Here is a 14,409-nt window from a genome sequence, read left to right as displayed (position 1 = left end):
ACCCATCAGTCATCAAGGACGACAGGAAATGCAGACGCTGCAACGAAAGCACGATATCCAGCCATTGGAAGGCAATGAAATGACCCTCCTGGTCAATGGGTTGCCCGCAGTCGCCAGTGCCGGTGAAACCGTACTCAGCGTGCTCAACGCCGTTGGCCTGCGCCAGCTGGCGCGTAACGATCATGGCCAGCTCAGCGGTGCCTACTGCGGCATGGGCGTCTGCCATTGCTGCCTGGTGCAGATCGACGGTCGTCCCAAGCGTCGCGCCTGCCAGACCATCGTCAAACCGGGCATGCACATCGAGACCGAGGTCAACCGCGTGCACGAGGAGGCCCATCCATGAGCCTTCGTCCTGTGATCGTCGGTGGCGGCTCGGCCGGCATGGGCGCGGCCATCGAGCTGGCCGAACATGGCGTGGATTGCCTGCTGTTCGACGAAGCCTCGCGCCCCGGTGGCGTGGTCTATCGTGGCCCGTTGCGCGCCGGCGTCGACCTGGGCTACCTGGGCCCGCGCTACACCAAGGCCCTGACCAAGCTGCACGAAGATTTCGCCGCCTGCGCCGAGCGCATCGACCTGCGTCTGAACCATCGCGTGGTGGGCGGTGACGAGCAGCGGCTGATGGTCCTCGATGGCGACGAGCGCCTGCACGAGATCGACTATTCCCACCTGCTGCTGGCCGCCGGTTGCCATGAACGCAACGTGCCGTTCCCTGGCTGGACCTTGCCGGGCGTGATCCTGCTCGGTGGTTTGCAACTGCAGATCAAGAGCGGTGTGGTCAAGCCACTGGGCAGTACCCTGATTGCTGGTACCGGGCCTTTGCTGCCACTGGTCGCCTGCCAGCTGCACGCCGCCGGTGCCAAGGTGGCGGGGGTTTACGAGGCCTGCTCGTTCAACCGCATCGCCAAGGAAAGCCTGGCGCTGATGAACAAGCCGCAGCTGTTCCTCGATGGCCTGAGCATGCTCGCCTACATGAAGCTCAACGGCATCCCCATGCACTATGGCTGGGGCGTGGTGGGCGCCACGGGGGAAGGCGAGCTGCAGGAAGTCGAGGTCGCACCCTACACCCAGGACTGGCAACCGGACATGAGCCGTGTCCAGCGCGAGCAGGTGCGCACCCTGGCAGTGGGCTATGGCTTCATCCCGCGTACCCAGCTCAGCCAGCAACTGGGCCTGGCCCATGGTTTCAGCGAGGACGGCTACCTGCGCGCCGAATGCAACGTGTGGCAGCAAAGCAGCCAGCCGAATATTCACCTGGCGGGCGACATGGCCGGGATCCGCGGTGGCGAGGCGGCCATGCTGACCGGGCGCATCGCCGCGGTTTCGATGCTCCAGCAGATGGGCAAGCTCGACGCCGAGCAGGCGATCGAGCGCCGTGAGCGCTACCTGGGCAAGCTGGCGGCGATCAAGCGCTTCCGTTCCGGGGTTGAGCGCTACACCGCCCGTGGCGCCGCACAGGTGGCACTGCCACAGGCCGACACGGTGATCTGCCGTTGCGAACACGTGACTCGCGAGCAGATCGATCTGGCCCTGGAGCAGGGTGTGCAAGACATGGCCAGCCTGAAGATGCGTACCCGGGTGAGCATGGGCGACTGCCAGGGGCGCATGTGCGTCGGTTACTGCAGCGACCGCCTGCGCAGCGCCACCGGGCGCAAGGACGTGGGTTGGCTGCGCCCGCGCTTCCCGGTGGACCCGATCCCGTTTTCCGCATTCGAACAACTCGGCACGGAGGCCTGAACATGAACAAGCACTACGACATCATCATCGCCGGTGGTGGAGTGATCGGCGCGTCCTGCGCCTACCAGCTGTCCAAGCGCAGCAACCTGAAGATCGCTTTGATCGACTGCAAGCGCCCGGGCAATGCCACCCGCGCCTCGGCCGGCGGCCTGTGGGCCATCGGCGAATCGGTGGGTCTGGGCTGCGGGGTAATCTTCTTTCGCATGATGTCCTCGCGCAGCAAGCGCGAGGCCAACGGCGCGGCGGTGGTGGTCGATTCGAGCACGCCGCACATCCTGCCGGAATGCTTCTTCGACTTCGCCTTGCAGTCCAATGCGATTTATCCACAGCTGCACCAGGAACTGATCGAACGCCACGGCATGGACTTCAAGTTCGAGCGCACAGGGCTCAAGTACATCATCCAGGATGAAGAAGACCAGTTGTACGCCGAGCACATCGTCAAGCAGATCCCGCACCTGGCCGACCAGGTGCGCTGGCTCGACCGCGACGCGCTGCGCGCTTCGGAGCCGGCGGTGACGCTCAAGGCCAATGGCGCGTTGGAGTTTCTCTGCGATCACCAGGTCAGCCCGTTCCGCCTGGGCGATGCGTTCATGGAGGCGGCGCGGCAGAACGGCGTCGACCTGTATCCGAACGTGAATATCACCGGCGTGCTGCATGAAGGCTCACGGATCAAGGGCGTGCGCACTGCCGAGGCCGGTGACTTCCATTGCGGCACATTGATCAATGCCGCTGGCGCCTGGGCGGCGGAACTGAGCGAGTGGGCGACCGGGGAGAGCATTCCGGTCAAGCCGGTGAAAGGCCAGATCGTGCTGACCGAGCGTCTGCCCAAGCTGCTCGATGGCTGCATCACCACCAGCGATTGCTACATGGCGCAGAAGGATAACGGCGAGATCCTGATCGGCAGCACCACCGAGGAGAAGGGCTTTGATGTCACCAATACCTTCCCGGAGATCAACGGCTTGGTGCAGGGGGCGATTCGCTGCGTGCCACAGCTGGCGCAGGTGAACCTCAAGCGCACCTGGGCCGGCCTGCGGCCTGGGTCACCGGACGAGCTGCCGATTCTCGGGCCTGTGGATAATGTCCAAGGGTATTTCAACGCCTGTGGACATTTCCGTACCGGGATTCTGACCTCGGCGATTACTGGCGTGTTGCTGGACAAGGTTGTCCACAATGAGGCGCTGCCGCTGGATATCACGCCATTCCTGGCGTCGCGCTTTCACAGCGCTGGGGATAAACAGCGGGCCCATGGCTAAGTGGGCTTTGCCCCGCGATCGCGTTGGCAGGCATGACGCAATCGCGGGGCAAGCCCGCTCCCACGGGCGGTGCTGAAAGGTCCGGTCAGATCTGCATCGCCATCCCTTGCACATTCATCGCCGCTTGGCGCAGGGCTTCGGAGCGGGTCGGGTGCGGGTGGCAGGTGAGGGCGATGTCCTCGGCCGAGGCCGAGAACTCCATTGCCACGCAGAACTCGCCGATCATTTCGCTCACGCTTGGGCCGACCAGGTGCACGCCCAGCACCTCATCGGTCTCGGCATCGGCGATGACCTTGGCGAAGCCCTCGGTCTCATGGTTGATCTTGGCGCGGCTGTTGGCGGTGAAGGGGAACTTGCCGACCTTGTAGGCACGGCCTTCGGCCTTGAGCTGCTCTTCGGTCTTGCCGACGCTGGCCAGTTCCGGCCGGGTATAGATGACGCCCGGGATGAGGTTGTAGTTGACCTCATGGGCCTTGCCGGCGATGCGCTCGATGCACGACACCGCCTCGTCTTCGGCCTTGTGCGCCAGCATCGGGCCGGAGGTGACGTCGCCGATCACCCAGATGCCTGGCACCGCGCTGCGGTGATGGTCGTTGGCGAGCATGCCGCGCTTGTCGGTTTGCAGCCCGACGCTTTCCAGGTTCAGGCCCTGGGTATAAGGACGGCGGCCGATGGCTACCAGCACGTAGTCGGCCTGCAGGGTTTCGGCGGTACCACCGGCGGCGGGTTCCAGGGTCAGTGTGACGCCGTCGGCCGCGGCCGTGGCCTGGGTCACCTTGCTGCCCAGCTTGAAGGTCATGCCTTGCTTGGCCAGGGCTTTCTGCAGGGTCTTGGCGGTTTCTTCGTCGGTGCCTGGGCAGATGCGGTCCAGGTATTCGATCACCGTCACTTCGGCACCCAGGCGACGCCATACCGAACCCAGCTCCAGGCCGATCACCCCGGCGCCGATGACGATCAGGTGCTTGGGAACCTGGGGCAGCGACAGGGCACCGGTGGAGTCGATGATGCGCTGGTTGTCGATGGTCACGCCAGGTAGCGGCGTGGGCTCCGAGCCGGTGGCGATGACGATGTCCTTGGCCTGCAAGGTGGTTTCGCTGCCGTCCTCGGCCTTGACGATTACCTTGCCGACCCCGTCCAGGAGGCCCCAGCCCTTGACCCAGTCGACCTTGTTCTTGCGGAACAGGTATTCGATGCCCTTGGTCAAGCCAGTCACGCTTTCATCTTTCTGCTTCATCATCTGGCCCAGGTTGAGGGTCGGCTTGACCTCGATCCCCAGATGGGCGAACTCATCGCCACTGGCTGCCTCATACAACTCGGAAGCGTGCAGCAATGCCTTGGAAGGCATGCAACCGACATTCAGGCAGGTGCCGCCCAAGGTCGAGCGACCCTCGACACAGGCCACGCTCAGGCCCAGCTGGCCCGCGCGGATCGCTGCGTTGTAGCCGCCGGGGCCGCCGCCGATGATCACCACGTCATAGGATTTCATGGGTTTCGTTACTCCGAGAGTGTGAGGAAGCGAAGAGGGCACAAGGTTAATCTGAGCGGGCAGGATTGTATACAATCCGCTGAATAGGCTGCGCCAGATAGTTCTAGACTATGGTCGTGATTACCGGAAACTTCGTACGAATGAACTACCCTGATGCGGTGACGTCCGACACATTAAGCGTGGCGTCCCGTATCAACGAAAGGGAGGGTCATGAATGCTTGCGCAACTTCCACCTGCGTTGCAGAGCTTGCACTTACCTTTGCGCGTCAAGCTGTGGGACGGCAACCAGTTCGATCTGGGGCCGAGCCCGCAAGTCACCATCGTGGTCAAGGAACCCCAGCTCATTACCCAGCTCACCCATCCCAACCTCAATGAGCTGGGATCGGCCTTCGTCGAGGGCAAGCTGGAGCTGGAAGGCGATATAGGCGAAGTCATCCGGGTTTGCGACGAACTCAGCGATGCATTGCTGCAGGATGAAGATGAGGTATTGCCGGCACGCACTGCCCATGACAAGACCACCGATGCCGAAGCCATTTCCTATCACTACGACCTGTCCAACGAGTTCTACCAACTGTGGCTCGACCCGGACATGGTCTATTCCTGTGCCTATTTCAAGGAGCCGGACAACACCCTGGCCCAGGCTCAGCAGGACAAGTTCGACCACCTGTGCCGCAAACTGCGCCTGCAGGCTGGCGATTACCTGCTGGATGTCGGTTGTGGCTGGGGCGGGCTGGCGCGCTTCGCCGCCCGTGAGTATGGTGCCAAGGTGTTTGGCATCACCCTGAGCAAGGAGCAGCTGAAGCTGGGCCGCCAGCGGGTCAAGGAGGAGGGCCTGGCTGACAAGATCGACCTGCAGATCCTCGACTACCGAGACCTGCCCCAGGATGGTCGCTTCGACAAGGTGGTCAGCGTAGGCATGTTCGAGCATGTCGGACACGCCAACCTCGAGCTGTACTGCCAACGGCTGTTCGGTGCCGTGCGCGAAGGTGGCCTGGTGATGAACCATGGCATCACTGCCAAGCATGTCGATGGCCGCCCCGTCGGCCGAGGTGCGGGCGACTTCATCGACCGTTACGTGTTCCCCCATGGCGAGCTGCCGCATATCTCGATGATCACTGCACGGATTTGCGAAGCGGGCCTGGAGGTGGTCGACATCGAGAGCCTGCGCCTGCACTACGCCAAGACCCTCAACCACTGGAGCGAGAACCTCGAGAACCAGCTGCATCGCGCCGCCGCGCTGGTGCCGGAGAAGACCTTGCGCATCTGGCGCCTGTACCTGGCCGGTTGTGCCTATGCCTTCACCAAGGGCTGGATCAACCTCCATCAGATTCTCGCAGTGAAGCCTTACGCCGACGGTCACCACGACCTGCCATGGACCCGTGAGGACCTTTATCGCTGACCTGTACAGCGGCGTGCTCGTCCGGCACGCCGCTGCGCGCTACAGGATCGGTGAAATCAGGCGTGCGATGCGCATTCCCAGCTGTTGCAGACGATGGGTGTCGCGGCTGTCTTCAGCGGTGATCTCCCTGGCCTGCTCGAAATCATTCACCAGCATGAGCTCGACCTGATCGGCAAAGGCACGATCCACCGTGAGCAAGGTGATCTCGAAATTCAGCCGGAACGACCGATTGTCGAGGTTGGCGCTGCCGATGGCGCTGACCTCGTCGTCCACCAGCACGACTTTCTGGTGCAGGAACCCTGGCTGATAGCGGAACATGCGCACCCCGGCGCGCACCGCTTCAAAGGCGAACAGGCTGGAGGCGGCGTAGACGATGCGGTGGTCGGGGCGCGAGGGAATCAGGATGCGCACATCGACGCCCCTCAGTACCGCCAGGCGCAGGGCGGCGAAGATGGCTTCGTCGGGAATGAAGTAGGGGCTGGTGATCCATACCCGGCTGCTCGCCGAGTGAATCGCTTCGAGGAAGAACAGCGCGCAGGTTTCCTGGGGATCGGCCGGGCCGCTGGCCAGCGCCTGGCACAGCACGCCATCCTCGGGGTAGGCATCAGGCAGGATCAGCGGTGGTAGCTGGCGCGTGGCCCAGTACCAGTCCTCGGCGAAGGACTCCTGCAGGCAGGCCAGTACCGGGCCGCTGATCTGCACGTGGGTATCGCGCCACGGCGAGAGCTTGGGGTGTGCCCCGAGGTATTCGTCGCCCACGTTGTGCCCACCGAGAAAACCCTGCAAGCCATCGACCACCACGATCTTGCGATGATTGCGAAAATTGACCTGGAAACGGTTGAACCAGCCACGGCGTGTGGCGAACGCTTCGATCTGCACGCCGCCGTCACGCAGCACCTGGCTGTAACTGGCCGGCAGCGCGTGGCTGCCGACGCGGTCGTAGAGCACGAAAACCCGGACACCTTCGGCGGCCTTGCGCAGTAATAACTGCTGCAGCTCCTTGCCCAGGGCATCGTCGTGGATGATGAAGAACTGCACCAGCACGGTATCCCGCGCCATGCGGATGGCCGAGAAGATCGCCTCGAATGTGGCTGCGCCATCGATCAGCAGTTTCACTTCGTTGTTGGCCAGGCATGGCATGCGCCCGAGCTTGGGCATGGCGCGCAGGGCGGCATAACTGTCCGACTCGCGGGCGGTCAGCGCTTCCTCCACCCATGGGCGCCAGTTCAGGTTGGCCATGGCCACATGCATTTCCTGGTTGGCCTGGCGCCGCGCCTGGATGTACGCATAGAAGGAGCGGGCGCCGAAAACCAGGTAGGGGATGAGGGTGAGGTAGGGGATGAACAGCAGCGACATGGCCCAGGCGATCGCACCTTGAGCGGTGCGCACGGTGAACACCGCATGCAGCGCGGCGGCCAGGCCGAGCAGGTGAATCAGACCGAGCACGTAACCGAAAAAGTAGGGGCTGTGGTAATCCATACGCATCCTGCTTGCCGAGAGTACTGCTGCTAACAGACCACGTTCGAGGGGGCCACTGCAACCCACAGGCGAATTCGACGTCTAAAGGCTCAGTCCGGCCGGAGCCGGTATTTCGAGGAGCTTTCATCCATGAAGATTCGTCTGCCACTGCTCGCCCTGGCACTGGGGTTGGGCAGCCCGCTGGTCCACGCGCAGATGTTGCAACCCGGCTTGTGGGAGCTGACCACCAGCAATATGCAGGTCGATGGCAAGCCGTTGCCAGACATGGAGTTCATGCTCGGCCAGTTGAAGAACCTGCCGCCTGAGCAACGGGCGATGATGGAAGGTGCCCTGGCCAAGCAGGGCATCACCGTGGGCGGCAAGGGTGTGCGCTCGTGCCTGACCGCCGAGCAGGTAAAGACCAATGACATCCCCCTGCAGGACCCGCAATCGGGCTGCACGCAGAAGATCACCGAGCGCAATGGCAATGTCTGGAAGTTCCAGTTCAGCTGCCCGAAAGCCCAGGGTACCGGCCAGGCCACCTTCCTCAGCGACCGTGAGTTCCTGACCAAGGTCAACGGCACGTTCAATGCCTCCGGTGTTCAGCAACAGGGCAGCATGGATACTCGGGCGGTCTGGCTGGGCAACGACTGTGGAACAGTGAAGCCACGCAGTTGAAGTAGCGCTCACCACCGATGTTGAGTAACCGCAACCGCGTCGTGGGCATGCAGACTCTCTGCATGTTCCACGCGCACGCTGAACCCCGCCACCTCCTCAATCTGCATCAATGCCAGGTGCAGGCGCCGGGCAGCATCCTCGCAGAACATCAGGTTCTGACCATTGGCCAGGGCGAATGCCTGCTCGTCGGCGCGCTTCACGGCGGTCTGCACTGCGGTGCCCAACGCGGCTTCCGCCGCGTCGATCAGCCCTGTCAGATTCAGCGCTTCCCCTGCAAGGCGTACCTGAAGCCTGGCCATGCTCCGTTGGCTATGGGGCGTCGCGACGATCCCGTCACTGCTGCCCAGCCATTGGCGAATGCCGCGCCGGTCCAATGGCCGGTGGGCGAAGTCCCTGTCGAACTGCTCCTGGATCAGCTGCCTTGCAAGTGCTGCCGAGCATGGGCACGTCGACGAGTAGGGCACATTCACTGATAGTTCCACGTGGAACATTTCATATTCCAGCTTGGCATCCACGGTCACCGGGTAGCGCTTCCAGCCAGCCAACGGGCTGATCAGTGCCGACCGTTTGAGCAGATGATCAAAGGTCAGCCGCAGATAAGCATTGTTGGACAGGCCGGTGTGGCTAAGCAGAAATGCCCGCAGTATCTGGCGTAGAAGCGGGGGTGACAGGGGTTGTTGCTCCAGCGCCTCCAATGCCAGGTACAGCCGGGACATGTGGATGCCGCGTGAGGCACCATCGTCGAGGCTCACTCCGGCATCGGCGAATGCGGTGACGGTGCGCCCGTCGAGTTGCAGCGCGACGGCGATACCACTCATGCCCACCCAGTCCAGCGGCAGTGCTTGTTGGTTGCTTTGGGCGGCGACATCGGGAAGGGATAGGCTGGTCATGGAAGGGATCCTGAACGGTTAAAGTCACCGGCAACCGCCGATGAGGCTGCAATGCAGGTTGAAGCGTTGGCCGCTGGAGCTGGAAACACGATTCAGCGTGGTCCAGCCAATACGCCGGCTGTAGCCCACCCAAGCCTCGCCGTCGCTGGCCAGGCCGGTAAAAAACGTCAATGCGCCGTGGCGGCTGTTGGTTTGTGCCCACAGCCGCTTGCTCGCAACTTCATATCCGCGCAAGTAAAAGGTGCTGCCCTCGGTTCGCACGCTGTAGTAGTTGCCCTTGCTGTCCTGGCAGGCCAGCAAGGTTGCGCTGCGGGTGCACCGTGCAAGGTCGGTAGTGGGCATGGCAAAGAGCTGCTCTGGATGAACGAGCAGCAGCAGGGCGATGACGCCAGGTAGTTTCATGACGCTCTCCAGACAACCGTTCGGCGATACGGCTTGGCGAAATTGTATTGTTATAATATAACATTGTGCAATGCATCGTTTCGAATGCGCCTGCCCGATGAGGTTCGTCATGCCCAACCGTCTTCCTGTCACCGTGCTGTCCGGCTTCCTGGGTGCCGGCAAGAGCACGTTGCTCAACCATGTCCTGCGTAACCGCGACAACTTGCGCGTGGCCGTGATCGTCAACGACATGAGTGAAATCAACATCGATGCCAGTGAGGTGCAACGCAATGTCAGCCTCAACCGCGCTGAGGAAAAGCTGGTTGAGATGAGCAACGGCTGCATCTGCTGCACACTGCGTGAAGATCTGCTGGAGGAGGTGGCCCGGTTGGCGGGCGAGGGTCGCTTCGATTACCTGCTGATCGAGTCCACGGGTATATCCGAGCCGCTGCCGGTGGCCGAGACGTTCACCTTTCGTGATGAGCAGGGCCGCAGTCTCTCCGACATGGCACGCCTCGACACCATGGTCACCGTTGTCGATGGGCTGAACTTCCTTCGCGATTATCAGGCAGCCGAAAGCCTGGCCAGCCGGGGCGAGACCTTGGGCGAAGGTGACGAACGTTCGATCAGTGACTTGCTGATCGAGCAGGTCGAATTCGCCGACGTGTTGCTGCTGAGCAAGATCGACCTGATCAGCCAGCATGAGCGCGAAGAGTTGACCGCCATCCTGCGCAGCCTCAATGCGCGGGCGCAGATCGTGCCGATGGTGATGGGCCAGGTGCCCTTGGCGCGCATCCTCGATACCGGCCTGTTCGATTTCGACCAGGCCGCGCAGGCTCCGGGCTGGCTGCAGGAGCTGCGGGGTGAACATGTGCCGGAAACCGAGGAGTACGGTATTGCCGCGACCACCTGGCAGGCGCGCCGGCCATTCCATCCGCAGCGTTTCTTCGACTTTATCCACAAGCCCTGGAGCAACGGCCGCTTGCTGCGCTCCAAAGGGTTCTTCTGGCTGGCCAGCAAGTTCCAGGAGGCCGGTAGCTGGTCGCAGGCCGGCGGCATGATGCGCCATGGCCTGGCTGGTCGTTGGTGGCGTTTCGTGCCGCGTGAACAATGGCCGCAGGATGAAGAGAACACTGCGGCGATCCTCAAGCAGTGGTCCGCGGAAGCGGGCGACTGCCGGCAGGAACTGGTGTTCATCGGGCAGAACATCGACTTTGTTCGGTTATCCACAGAGCTGGAAGCCTGCCTGCTCGATGACCAGGAAATGGAGTTGGGGCCGATGGGCTGGCTGCGCCTGCCGGACCCGTTTGGTGCCTGGCATGAGGACGCTGCGGCATGACTGTGGATATCCGCCAGGTCTTCGGTGAGTCACCCCAGGTGATGACGGAGATTCTCCAGGATGGGGTCAACCTCGCGGTCTGGCAGCGCCGCCTGCCGGCCCAGGTCGAAGACTTCGCCAACCTGGTGCTGAGCCTGGGCCAGCCATTGGCCGATGAGCGCGTGATCGAGGTGGATGAACGCCAGCCGCCAGCGTTGCCCGGGCTGCTCAGAGAAACCGCCGATCTTCATGGCTATGATGGTTTCGTCGCCGATGTGGCCTGGCTGGTGGCGGCCTATACCTGCCTGCTGGGCGCTCGGCGCCTGGGGGTGCGGCTACGGGTGCTCGAGGGGGCGATGTGCCCGCGCATGCATGTGGACCATGTGCCATTGCGCCTGCTCAGTACCTACGCCGGCGCAGGTAGCGAATGGCTGCCAGAGGGTGCCATCGACCGTACCCGGTTGCAGCTGGCGCCGCCGCCTGTGGATAACGTCCGGCGATTAGTGGCGGGAGAGGTAGCCCTGCTCAAGGGCGAGAAGTGGCTGGGCAACGAGGGTGCGGGCTTGGTCCACCGGTCCCCGCAGACACCCGCCGGGGAACGTCGCTTGCTGTTGAGCCTGGACTGGTTGGCATGAATTGCCGGACGCCCCGGTATAGACTGCCATCAAGCCCTTGCGATACCGAGCCATGTTGCACAACATCCCCACCCATGTGATCGCCGGCCCGCTAGGTGCCGGCAAGACCAGCCTGATCCGTCACTTGCTGGAGCAACGACCAGCTGGTGAGCGTTGGGCCGTGCTGGTCAACGAATTTGGCCAGATCGGCCTGGATGCCGCCTTGCTCAGCCGTGACGAGGCGGGCATCGCCATTGGAGAGGTGGCGGGAGGCTGCCTGTGCTGCGTCAATGGCGCACCGTTCCAGGTGGGGCTCGGCCGCCTGCTGCGCAAGGCGCGCCCGGATCGCCTGTTCATCGAACCGTCCGGCCTCGGTCACCCACTCGAATTGCTGGAGCAACTGGGGCGGGCGCCTTGGACCGGTGTCCTGTCGGTCCAGCCACTGTTGATGGTGCTGGATGCCGCGGCCCTTTCCCGGGGCACTGGCTTGCCAGAGGCACAGAGCATGGCATTGGCGAAGGCGGGGTTGCTGCTGTTCAACAAGGCGAGTCCCGTGGATGCTGCCACCCGCCTGTTGATAACTGCATCATTGCCTGAAGTCCCGGCGTTGTGGACGGATCATGGCGCGCTAGCCCTCGCTGAGTTGCCTGTATCGCCCGCGGCGTCAGCAGCGGGCTCACTCGACCTTTCCAGTTTTCCTGTGGATAACGGCCCCGTCCCACGGCCCACCTTGTGGGTGGATCCGCGGCAACCGATCTGTCAGTCCCGGCTGGCGGACGAGGGCTGGAGCGTAGGTTGGCGCTGGCATCCGGGCCAGGTCTTCGATGAAATGGCGCTACGTGGCGTTCTCGAGCAATGGCCGTGGTGCCGGGCGAAAGGGGTTATCCACAGCGCGGCGGGGTGGCAGTCGTTCAATGGCCTGGAAAGTGGGGCGCTGGAATGGCGCCCCAGCGAATGGCGCAGGGACTCGCGCATCGAGCTGATCTTCGATCAGCCACAACCGGTGCAGGTGCTCCAGGCGGCCATCGCCAGCTGTTACGTTACTGGCTGATCAATTGCGCCAGCGGTTATGTTCCTGGCGCCATTGCTGCATTTCGATGACGTTGTCGGTGCGTGGCGGGGTCTTGATCTCGAATGGGTAGGGTGCAAGTTCGATCTGCATGGTGTGGGCGCCGAACTGGGTGACGGTGCCTGGGTGACGTTGTTCGCCGGTGACGGTGAACTCGAAGTTGTAGATGCGCGCCAGGCGCTTTCGGCCATTGGCGTCGCGCACGAAGGCGATGCGTTTGAGCGCCACGGCGTCGTCGAGCAGTTCCAGGTCGAGCTTGGCGCAATGCTGCTTGACCCGAGCCAGGGCCTTCTCGCGAAGCCCGTGGTTGTGCCACAGCCAGGCGCCTGCGGTCGCCACCAGCATCAGGACGAAAAGGTTTTCCAGGGTCAGCATTTGCGTAAGCTCCAGACAGGTCGATCCAGCTTAACTGCGTCTCTGGCCTGTCGTACAGATGGCAATCAGGTTCATACTGCGGGCCGCACATTTCTTCACACAGTTTCGGAAGCGCCTTGCATGAAACGTACACCGCACCTGCTCGCCATTCAGTCCCACGTGGTCTTTGGACACGCCGGCAACAGCGCCGCGGTGTTTCCCATGCAGCGGGTCGGGGTCAACGTCTGGCCACTCAACACGGTGCAGTTCTCCAACCACACTCAGTATGGCCAGTGGGCGGGGGAAGTGCTTGCGCCAGCGCAAATTCCCGCGTTGGTGGAAGGCATTTCCAATATCGGCGAATTGGGCCACTGCGATGCGGTGCTGTCGGGTTACCTGGGCAGTGCCGAGCAGGGGCGGGCGATCCTGGCTGGCGTCGAGCGGATCAAGGCGGTCAATCCCAGGGCTTTGTACCTGTGCGACCCGGTCATGGGCCATGCCGAGAAAGGTTGCATCGTGCCGGCCGAGGTCAGTGAATTCCTGCTCGAGCAGGCCGTGGCCAAGGCCGATATCCTGTGCCCCAACCAGCTCGAGCTGGACAGTTTCTGTGGCCGTCGCGCGCAGTCGCTGGAGGATTGCGTGGGCATGGCGCGCGGGTTGCTGGAGCGTGGGCCACAGGTGGTGCTGGTCAAGCACCTGAATTATCCACAGCGCGAGGACGATGCCTTCGAGATGCTCCTGGTGACCCGCGAAGCCAGCTGGCATCTGCGTCGGCCACTGCTGGCGTTCCCGCGTCAGCCGGTAGGGGTGGGCGACCTGACGTCAGGGTTGTTCCTCGCTCGGGTGCTGCTTGGCGACAACTGGCTGCAAGCCTTCGAGTTCACCGCCGCTGCCGTGCATGAGGTGCTGCTGGAAACCCAGGCCTGCGCCAGCTATGAACTGCAGCTGGTGCGGGCCCAGGATCGCATCGCCCACCCACGGGTACGCTTCGAGGCGCAGCGCCTGAACTACTAGATCGAATCGGTCTTGAGGTTCTGGTAGCGCTGCTCCAGCTCCTGGCGGATCTGCCGGCGCTGCTGGCCCTGCAGGAAGCGGCGCTTCTCTTCGCTGCTCTGCGGCTGGCGCGGTGGCACCTTCACCGGGCGCCGGTCATCGTCGACAGCCACCATGGTGAAGAAGCAGCTGTTGGAGTGGCGTACCGAACGCTCGCGGATGTTCTCGGTGACAACCTTGATGCCCACCTCCATCGAGGTATTGCCGGTGTAGTTGACCGAGGCCAGGAAGGTCACCAGTTCGCCGACGTGCACAGGTTCGCGGAAGATCACCTGGTCCACCGACAGGGTCACCACATAGGTGCCGGCATAGCGGCTGGCGCAGGCATAGGCGACTTCGTCGAGGTACTTGAGCAGGGTGCCGCCGTGTACGTTGCCAGAGAAGTTGGCCATGTCCGGTGTCATCAGGACGGTCATGGTCAGCTGGGCGTTTCCAGGTTCCATAGAGAGCTCACGGTGAATTTGCACGGTATCGGGGCGGGTATCTGCAGACACTTCTGTTTCCCCTCTTTGAGGTTTCCCATCCTGGTACGGGACGTCGGCTGACGCTCCATCGTCACGCCAATATTGCCATCGGCGGTGTCGAATCTGCCGATCTGTTTCTGCATATTGCATTGGCAATTTGCGGCAAGGCGCGATGTTAACCTGACGACGCCCATGCAACGTGGGCTTTCGCGTCAATCACAACAGTATGTGCCTGCTCCGCGCCCAGGGTCTTCCCGG

General features: G+C 62.9%; 15 protein-coding genes. 9 read left to right on the top strand and 6 right to left on the bottom strand.

Going from position 1 to position 14,409, the window contains the following annotated elements:
• Positions 1-28: 28 nt before the first annotated feature.
• From hcnA to hcnC, 3 genes are read left to right on the top strand one after another with little or no spacing between them, the layout of a single operon-like run.
• Positions 29-343 carry a cyanide-forming glycine dehydrogenase subunit HcnA gene (gene hcnA / locus AAHK21_RS13450; RefSeq protein ID WP_023629670.1) on the top strand — a complete coding sequence of 105 codons (315 nt, stop codon included), beginning with the start codon at positions 29-31 and terminating at the stop codon, positions 341-343.
• Positions 340-1,734 (top strand): cyanide-forming glycine dehydrogenase subunit HcnB, encoded by a 1,395-nt coding sequence (gene hcnB, locus AAHK21_RS13445; RefSeq protein ID WP_367857484.1) that lies wholly within the window; start codon positions 340-342, stop codon positions 1,732-1,734. The genes hcnA and hcnB overlap by 4 nt, the downstream gene beginning before the upstream one ends.
• Before the next feature lie 2 nt (positions 1,735-1,736).
• Positions 1,737-2,987 (top strand): cyanide-forming glycine dehydrogenase subunit HcnC, encoded by a 1,251-nt coding sequence (hcnC, locus tag AAHK21_RS13440; RefSeq protein ID WP_367857483.1) that lies wholly within the window; start codon positions 1,737-1,739, stop codon positions 2,985-2,987.
• 85 nt (positions 2,988-3,072) lie between these two features.
• Here the strand turns inward: hcnC and lpdA are convergent, their stop codons facing one another.
• Positions 3,073-4,473, bottom strand: coding sequence for a dihydrolipoyl dehydrogenase (gene lpdA, locus AAHK21_RS13435; RefSeq protein WP_367857482.1), 1,401 nt, complete (start codon positions 4,471-4,473; stop codon positions 3,073-3,075).
• A gap of 214 nt (positions 4,474-4,687) precedes the next feature.
• On the opposite strand from lpdA, the gene cfaB reads away from it, so the two are divergent.
• Positions 4,688-5,872, top strand: coding sequence for a C17 cyclopropane fatty acid synthase CfaB (gene cfaB / locus AAHK21_RS13430; RefSeq protein WP_367857481.1), 1,185 nt, complete (start codon positions 4,688-4,690; stop codon positions 5,870-5,872).
• Positions 5,873-5,911: 39 nt separating this feature from the next.
• Here the strand turns inward: cfaB and cls are convergent, their stop codons facing one another.
• The gene (cls, locus tag AAHK21_RS13425; RefSeq protein WP_046857633.1) at positions 5,912-7,351 is read right to left on the bottom strand and encodes a cardiolipin synthase; all 1,440 of its coding nucleotides are present in this window, start codon (positions 7,349-7,351) and stop codon (positions 5,912-5,914) included.
• Between the two features lie 129 nt (positions 7,352-7,480).
• On the opposite strand from cls, the gene AAHK21_RS13420 reads away from it, so the two are divergent.
• Positions 7,481-8,008: a DUF3617 domain-containing protein gene (locus tag AAHK21_RS13420; RefSeq protein WP_046857632.1), complete on the top strand. Its 528-nt coding sequence runs from the start codon at positions 7,481-7,483 to the stop codon at positions 8,006-8,008.
• Positions 8,009-8,016: 8 nt separating this feature from the next.
• Here AAHK21_RS13420 and folE2 read toward each other — a convergent pair whose 3' ends face one another.
• Together folE2 and AAHK21_RS13410 are read right to left on the bottom strand one after the other, a co-directional pair.
• On the bottom strand, positions 8,017-8,898 hold the full coding sequence (gene folE2 / locus AAHK21_RS13415) for a GTP cyclohydrolase FolE2 (RefSeq protein ID WP_367857480.1): 882 nt from the start codon (positions 8,896-8,898) through the stop codon (positions 8,017-8,019).
• A gap of 24 nt (positions 8,899-8,922) precedes the next feature.
• Positions 8,923-9,300, bottom strand: a complete 378-nt coding sequence (locus AAHK21_RS13410; RefSeq protein WP_367858986.1) for a glutamine synthetase — start codon at positions 9,298-9,300, stop codon at positions 8,923-8,925.
• Between the two features lie 109 nt (positions 9,301-9,409).
• Between AAHK21_RS13410 and zigA the strand changes: the two genes are divergently transcribed.
• The 3 genes from zigA to AAHK21_RS13395 are packed head-to-tail and all read left to right on the top strand — an operon-like array spanning position 9,410 to position 12,262.
• Positions 9,410-10,618, top strand: a complete 1,209-nt coding sequence (gene zigA, locus AAHK21_RS13405) for a zinc metallochaperone GTPase ZigA (RefSeq protein WP_367857479.1) — start codon at positions 9,410-9,412, stop codon at positions 10,616-10,618.
• On the top strand, positions 10,615-11,232 hold the full coding sequence (locus AAHK21_RS13400) for a DUF1826 domain-containing protein (protein ID WP_094010882.1): 618 nt from the start codon (positions 10,615-10,617) through the stop codon (positions 11,230-11,232). Before zigA ends, AAHK21_RS13400 begins: the two co-directional genes overlap by 4 nt.
• Before the next feature lie 52 nt (positions 11,233-11,284).
• Complete coding sequence (locus AAHK21_RS13395) at positions 11,285-12,262, top strand: GTP-binding protein (RefSeq protein ID WP_367857478.1); 978 nt, start codon at positions 11,285-11,287, stop codon at positions 12,260-12,262.
• Here the strand turns inward: AAHK21_RS13395 and AAHK21_RS13390 are convergent, their stop codons facing one another.
• A complete protein-coding gene (locus AAHK21_RS13390) occupies positions 12,263-12,655 on the bottom strand; it encodes a DUF3301 domain-containing protein (RefSeq protein ID WP_023629680.1) in 393 nt (130 codons plus the stop codon). It lies immediately after the preceding gene.
• A 120-nt stretch (positions 12,656-12,775) separates the two neighbouring features.
• On the opposite strand from AAHK21_RS13390, the gene pdxY reads away from it, so the two are divergent.
• A complete protein-coding gene (gene pdxY / locus AAHK21_RS13385) occupies positions 12,776-13,648 on the top strand; it encodes a pyridoxal kinase PdxY (protein ID WP_367857477.1) in 873 nt (290 codons plus the stop codon).
• Here pdxY and AAHK21_RS13380 read toward each other — a convergent pair.
• Complete coding sequence (locus AAHK21_RS13380) at positions 13,645-14,130, bottom strand: acyl-CoA thioesterase (RefSeq protein ID WP_023629682.1); 486 nt, start codon at positions 14,128-14,130, stop codon at positions 13,645-13,647. The two genes, pdxY and AAHK21_RS13380, sit on opposite strands and share 4 nt — an antisense overlap.
• Positions 14,131-14,409 lie beyond the last annotated feature (279 nt).

The organism is Pseudomonas sp. TE50-2 (assembly GCF_040813665.1).
Lineage (GTDB): Bacteria > Pseudomonadota > Gammaproteobacteria > Pseudomonadales > Pseudomonadaceae > Aquipseudomonas > Aquipseudomonas soli.
Note: the sequence above shows the minus strand (reverse complement) of the source record. Positions and strands in the feature narration are given on the sequence as shown.

Excerpts from the sequence above, each read along its gene's own strand:
- AAHK21_RS13395 (WP_367857478.1), top strand. The coding sequence starts at position 11,285 with ATGTTGCACAACATCCCCACCCATGTGATCGCCGGCCCGCTAGGTGCC.
- folE2 (WP_367857480.1), bottom strand. The coding sequence starts at position 8,898 with ATGACCAGCCTATCCCTTCCCGATGTCGCCGCCCAAAGCAACCAACAA.
- hcnC (WP_367857483.1), top strand. The coding sequence starts at position 1,737 with ATGAACAAGCACTACGACATCATCATCGCCGGTGGTGGAGTGATCGGC.
- AAHK21_RS13420 (WP_046857632.1), top strand. The coding sequence starts at position 7,481 with ATGAAGATTCGTCTGCCACTGCTCGCCCTGGCACTGGGGTTGGGCAGC.
- hcnB (WP_367857484.1), top strand. The coding sequence starts at position 340 with ATGAGCCTTCGTCCTGTGATCGTCGGTGGCGGCTCGGCCGGCATGGGC.
- zigA (WP_367857479.1), top strand. The coding sequence starts at position 9,410 with ATGCCCAACCGTCTTCCTGTCACCGTGCTGTCCGGCTTCCTGGGTGCC.
- lpdA (WP_367857482.1), bottom strand. The coding sequence starts at position 4,473 with ATGAAATCCTATGACGTGGTGATCATCGGCGGCGGCCCCGGCGGCTAC.
- AAHK21_RS13410 (WP_367858986.1), bottom strand. The coding sequence starts at position 9,300 with ATGAAACTACCTGGCGTCATCGCCCTGCTGCTGCTCGTTCATCCAGAG.
- AAHK21_RS13400 (WP_094010882.1), top strand. The coding sequence starts at position 10,615 with ATGACTGTGGATATCCGCCAGGTCTTCGGTGAGTCACCCCAGGTGATG.
- AAHK21_RS13380 (WP_023629682.1), bottom strand. The coding sequence starts at position 14,130 with ATGGAACCTGGAAACGCCCAGCTGACCATGACCGTCCTGATGACACCG.
- AAHK21_RS13390 (WP_023629680.1), bottom strand. The coding sequence starts at position 12,655 with ATGCTGACCCTGGAAAACCTTTTCGTCCTGATGCTGGTGGCGACCGCA.
- cfaB (WP_367857481.1), top strand. The coding sequence starts at position 4,688 with ATGCTTGCGCAACTTCCACCTGCGTTGCAGAGCTTGCACTTACCTTTG.
- hcnA (WP_023629670.1), top strand. The coding sequence starts at position 29 with ATGCAGACGCTGCAACGAAAGCACGATATCCAGCCATTGGAAGGCAAT.
- cls (WP_046857633.1), bottom strand. The coding sequence starts at position 7,351 with ATGGATTACCACAGCCCCTACTTTTTCGGTTACGTGCTCGGTCTGATT.
- pdxY (WP_367857477.1), top strand. The coding sequence starts at position 12,776 with ATGAAACGTACACCGCACCTGCTCGCCATTCAGTCCCACGTGGTCTTT.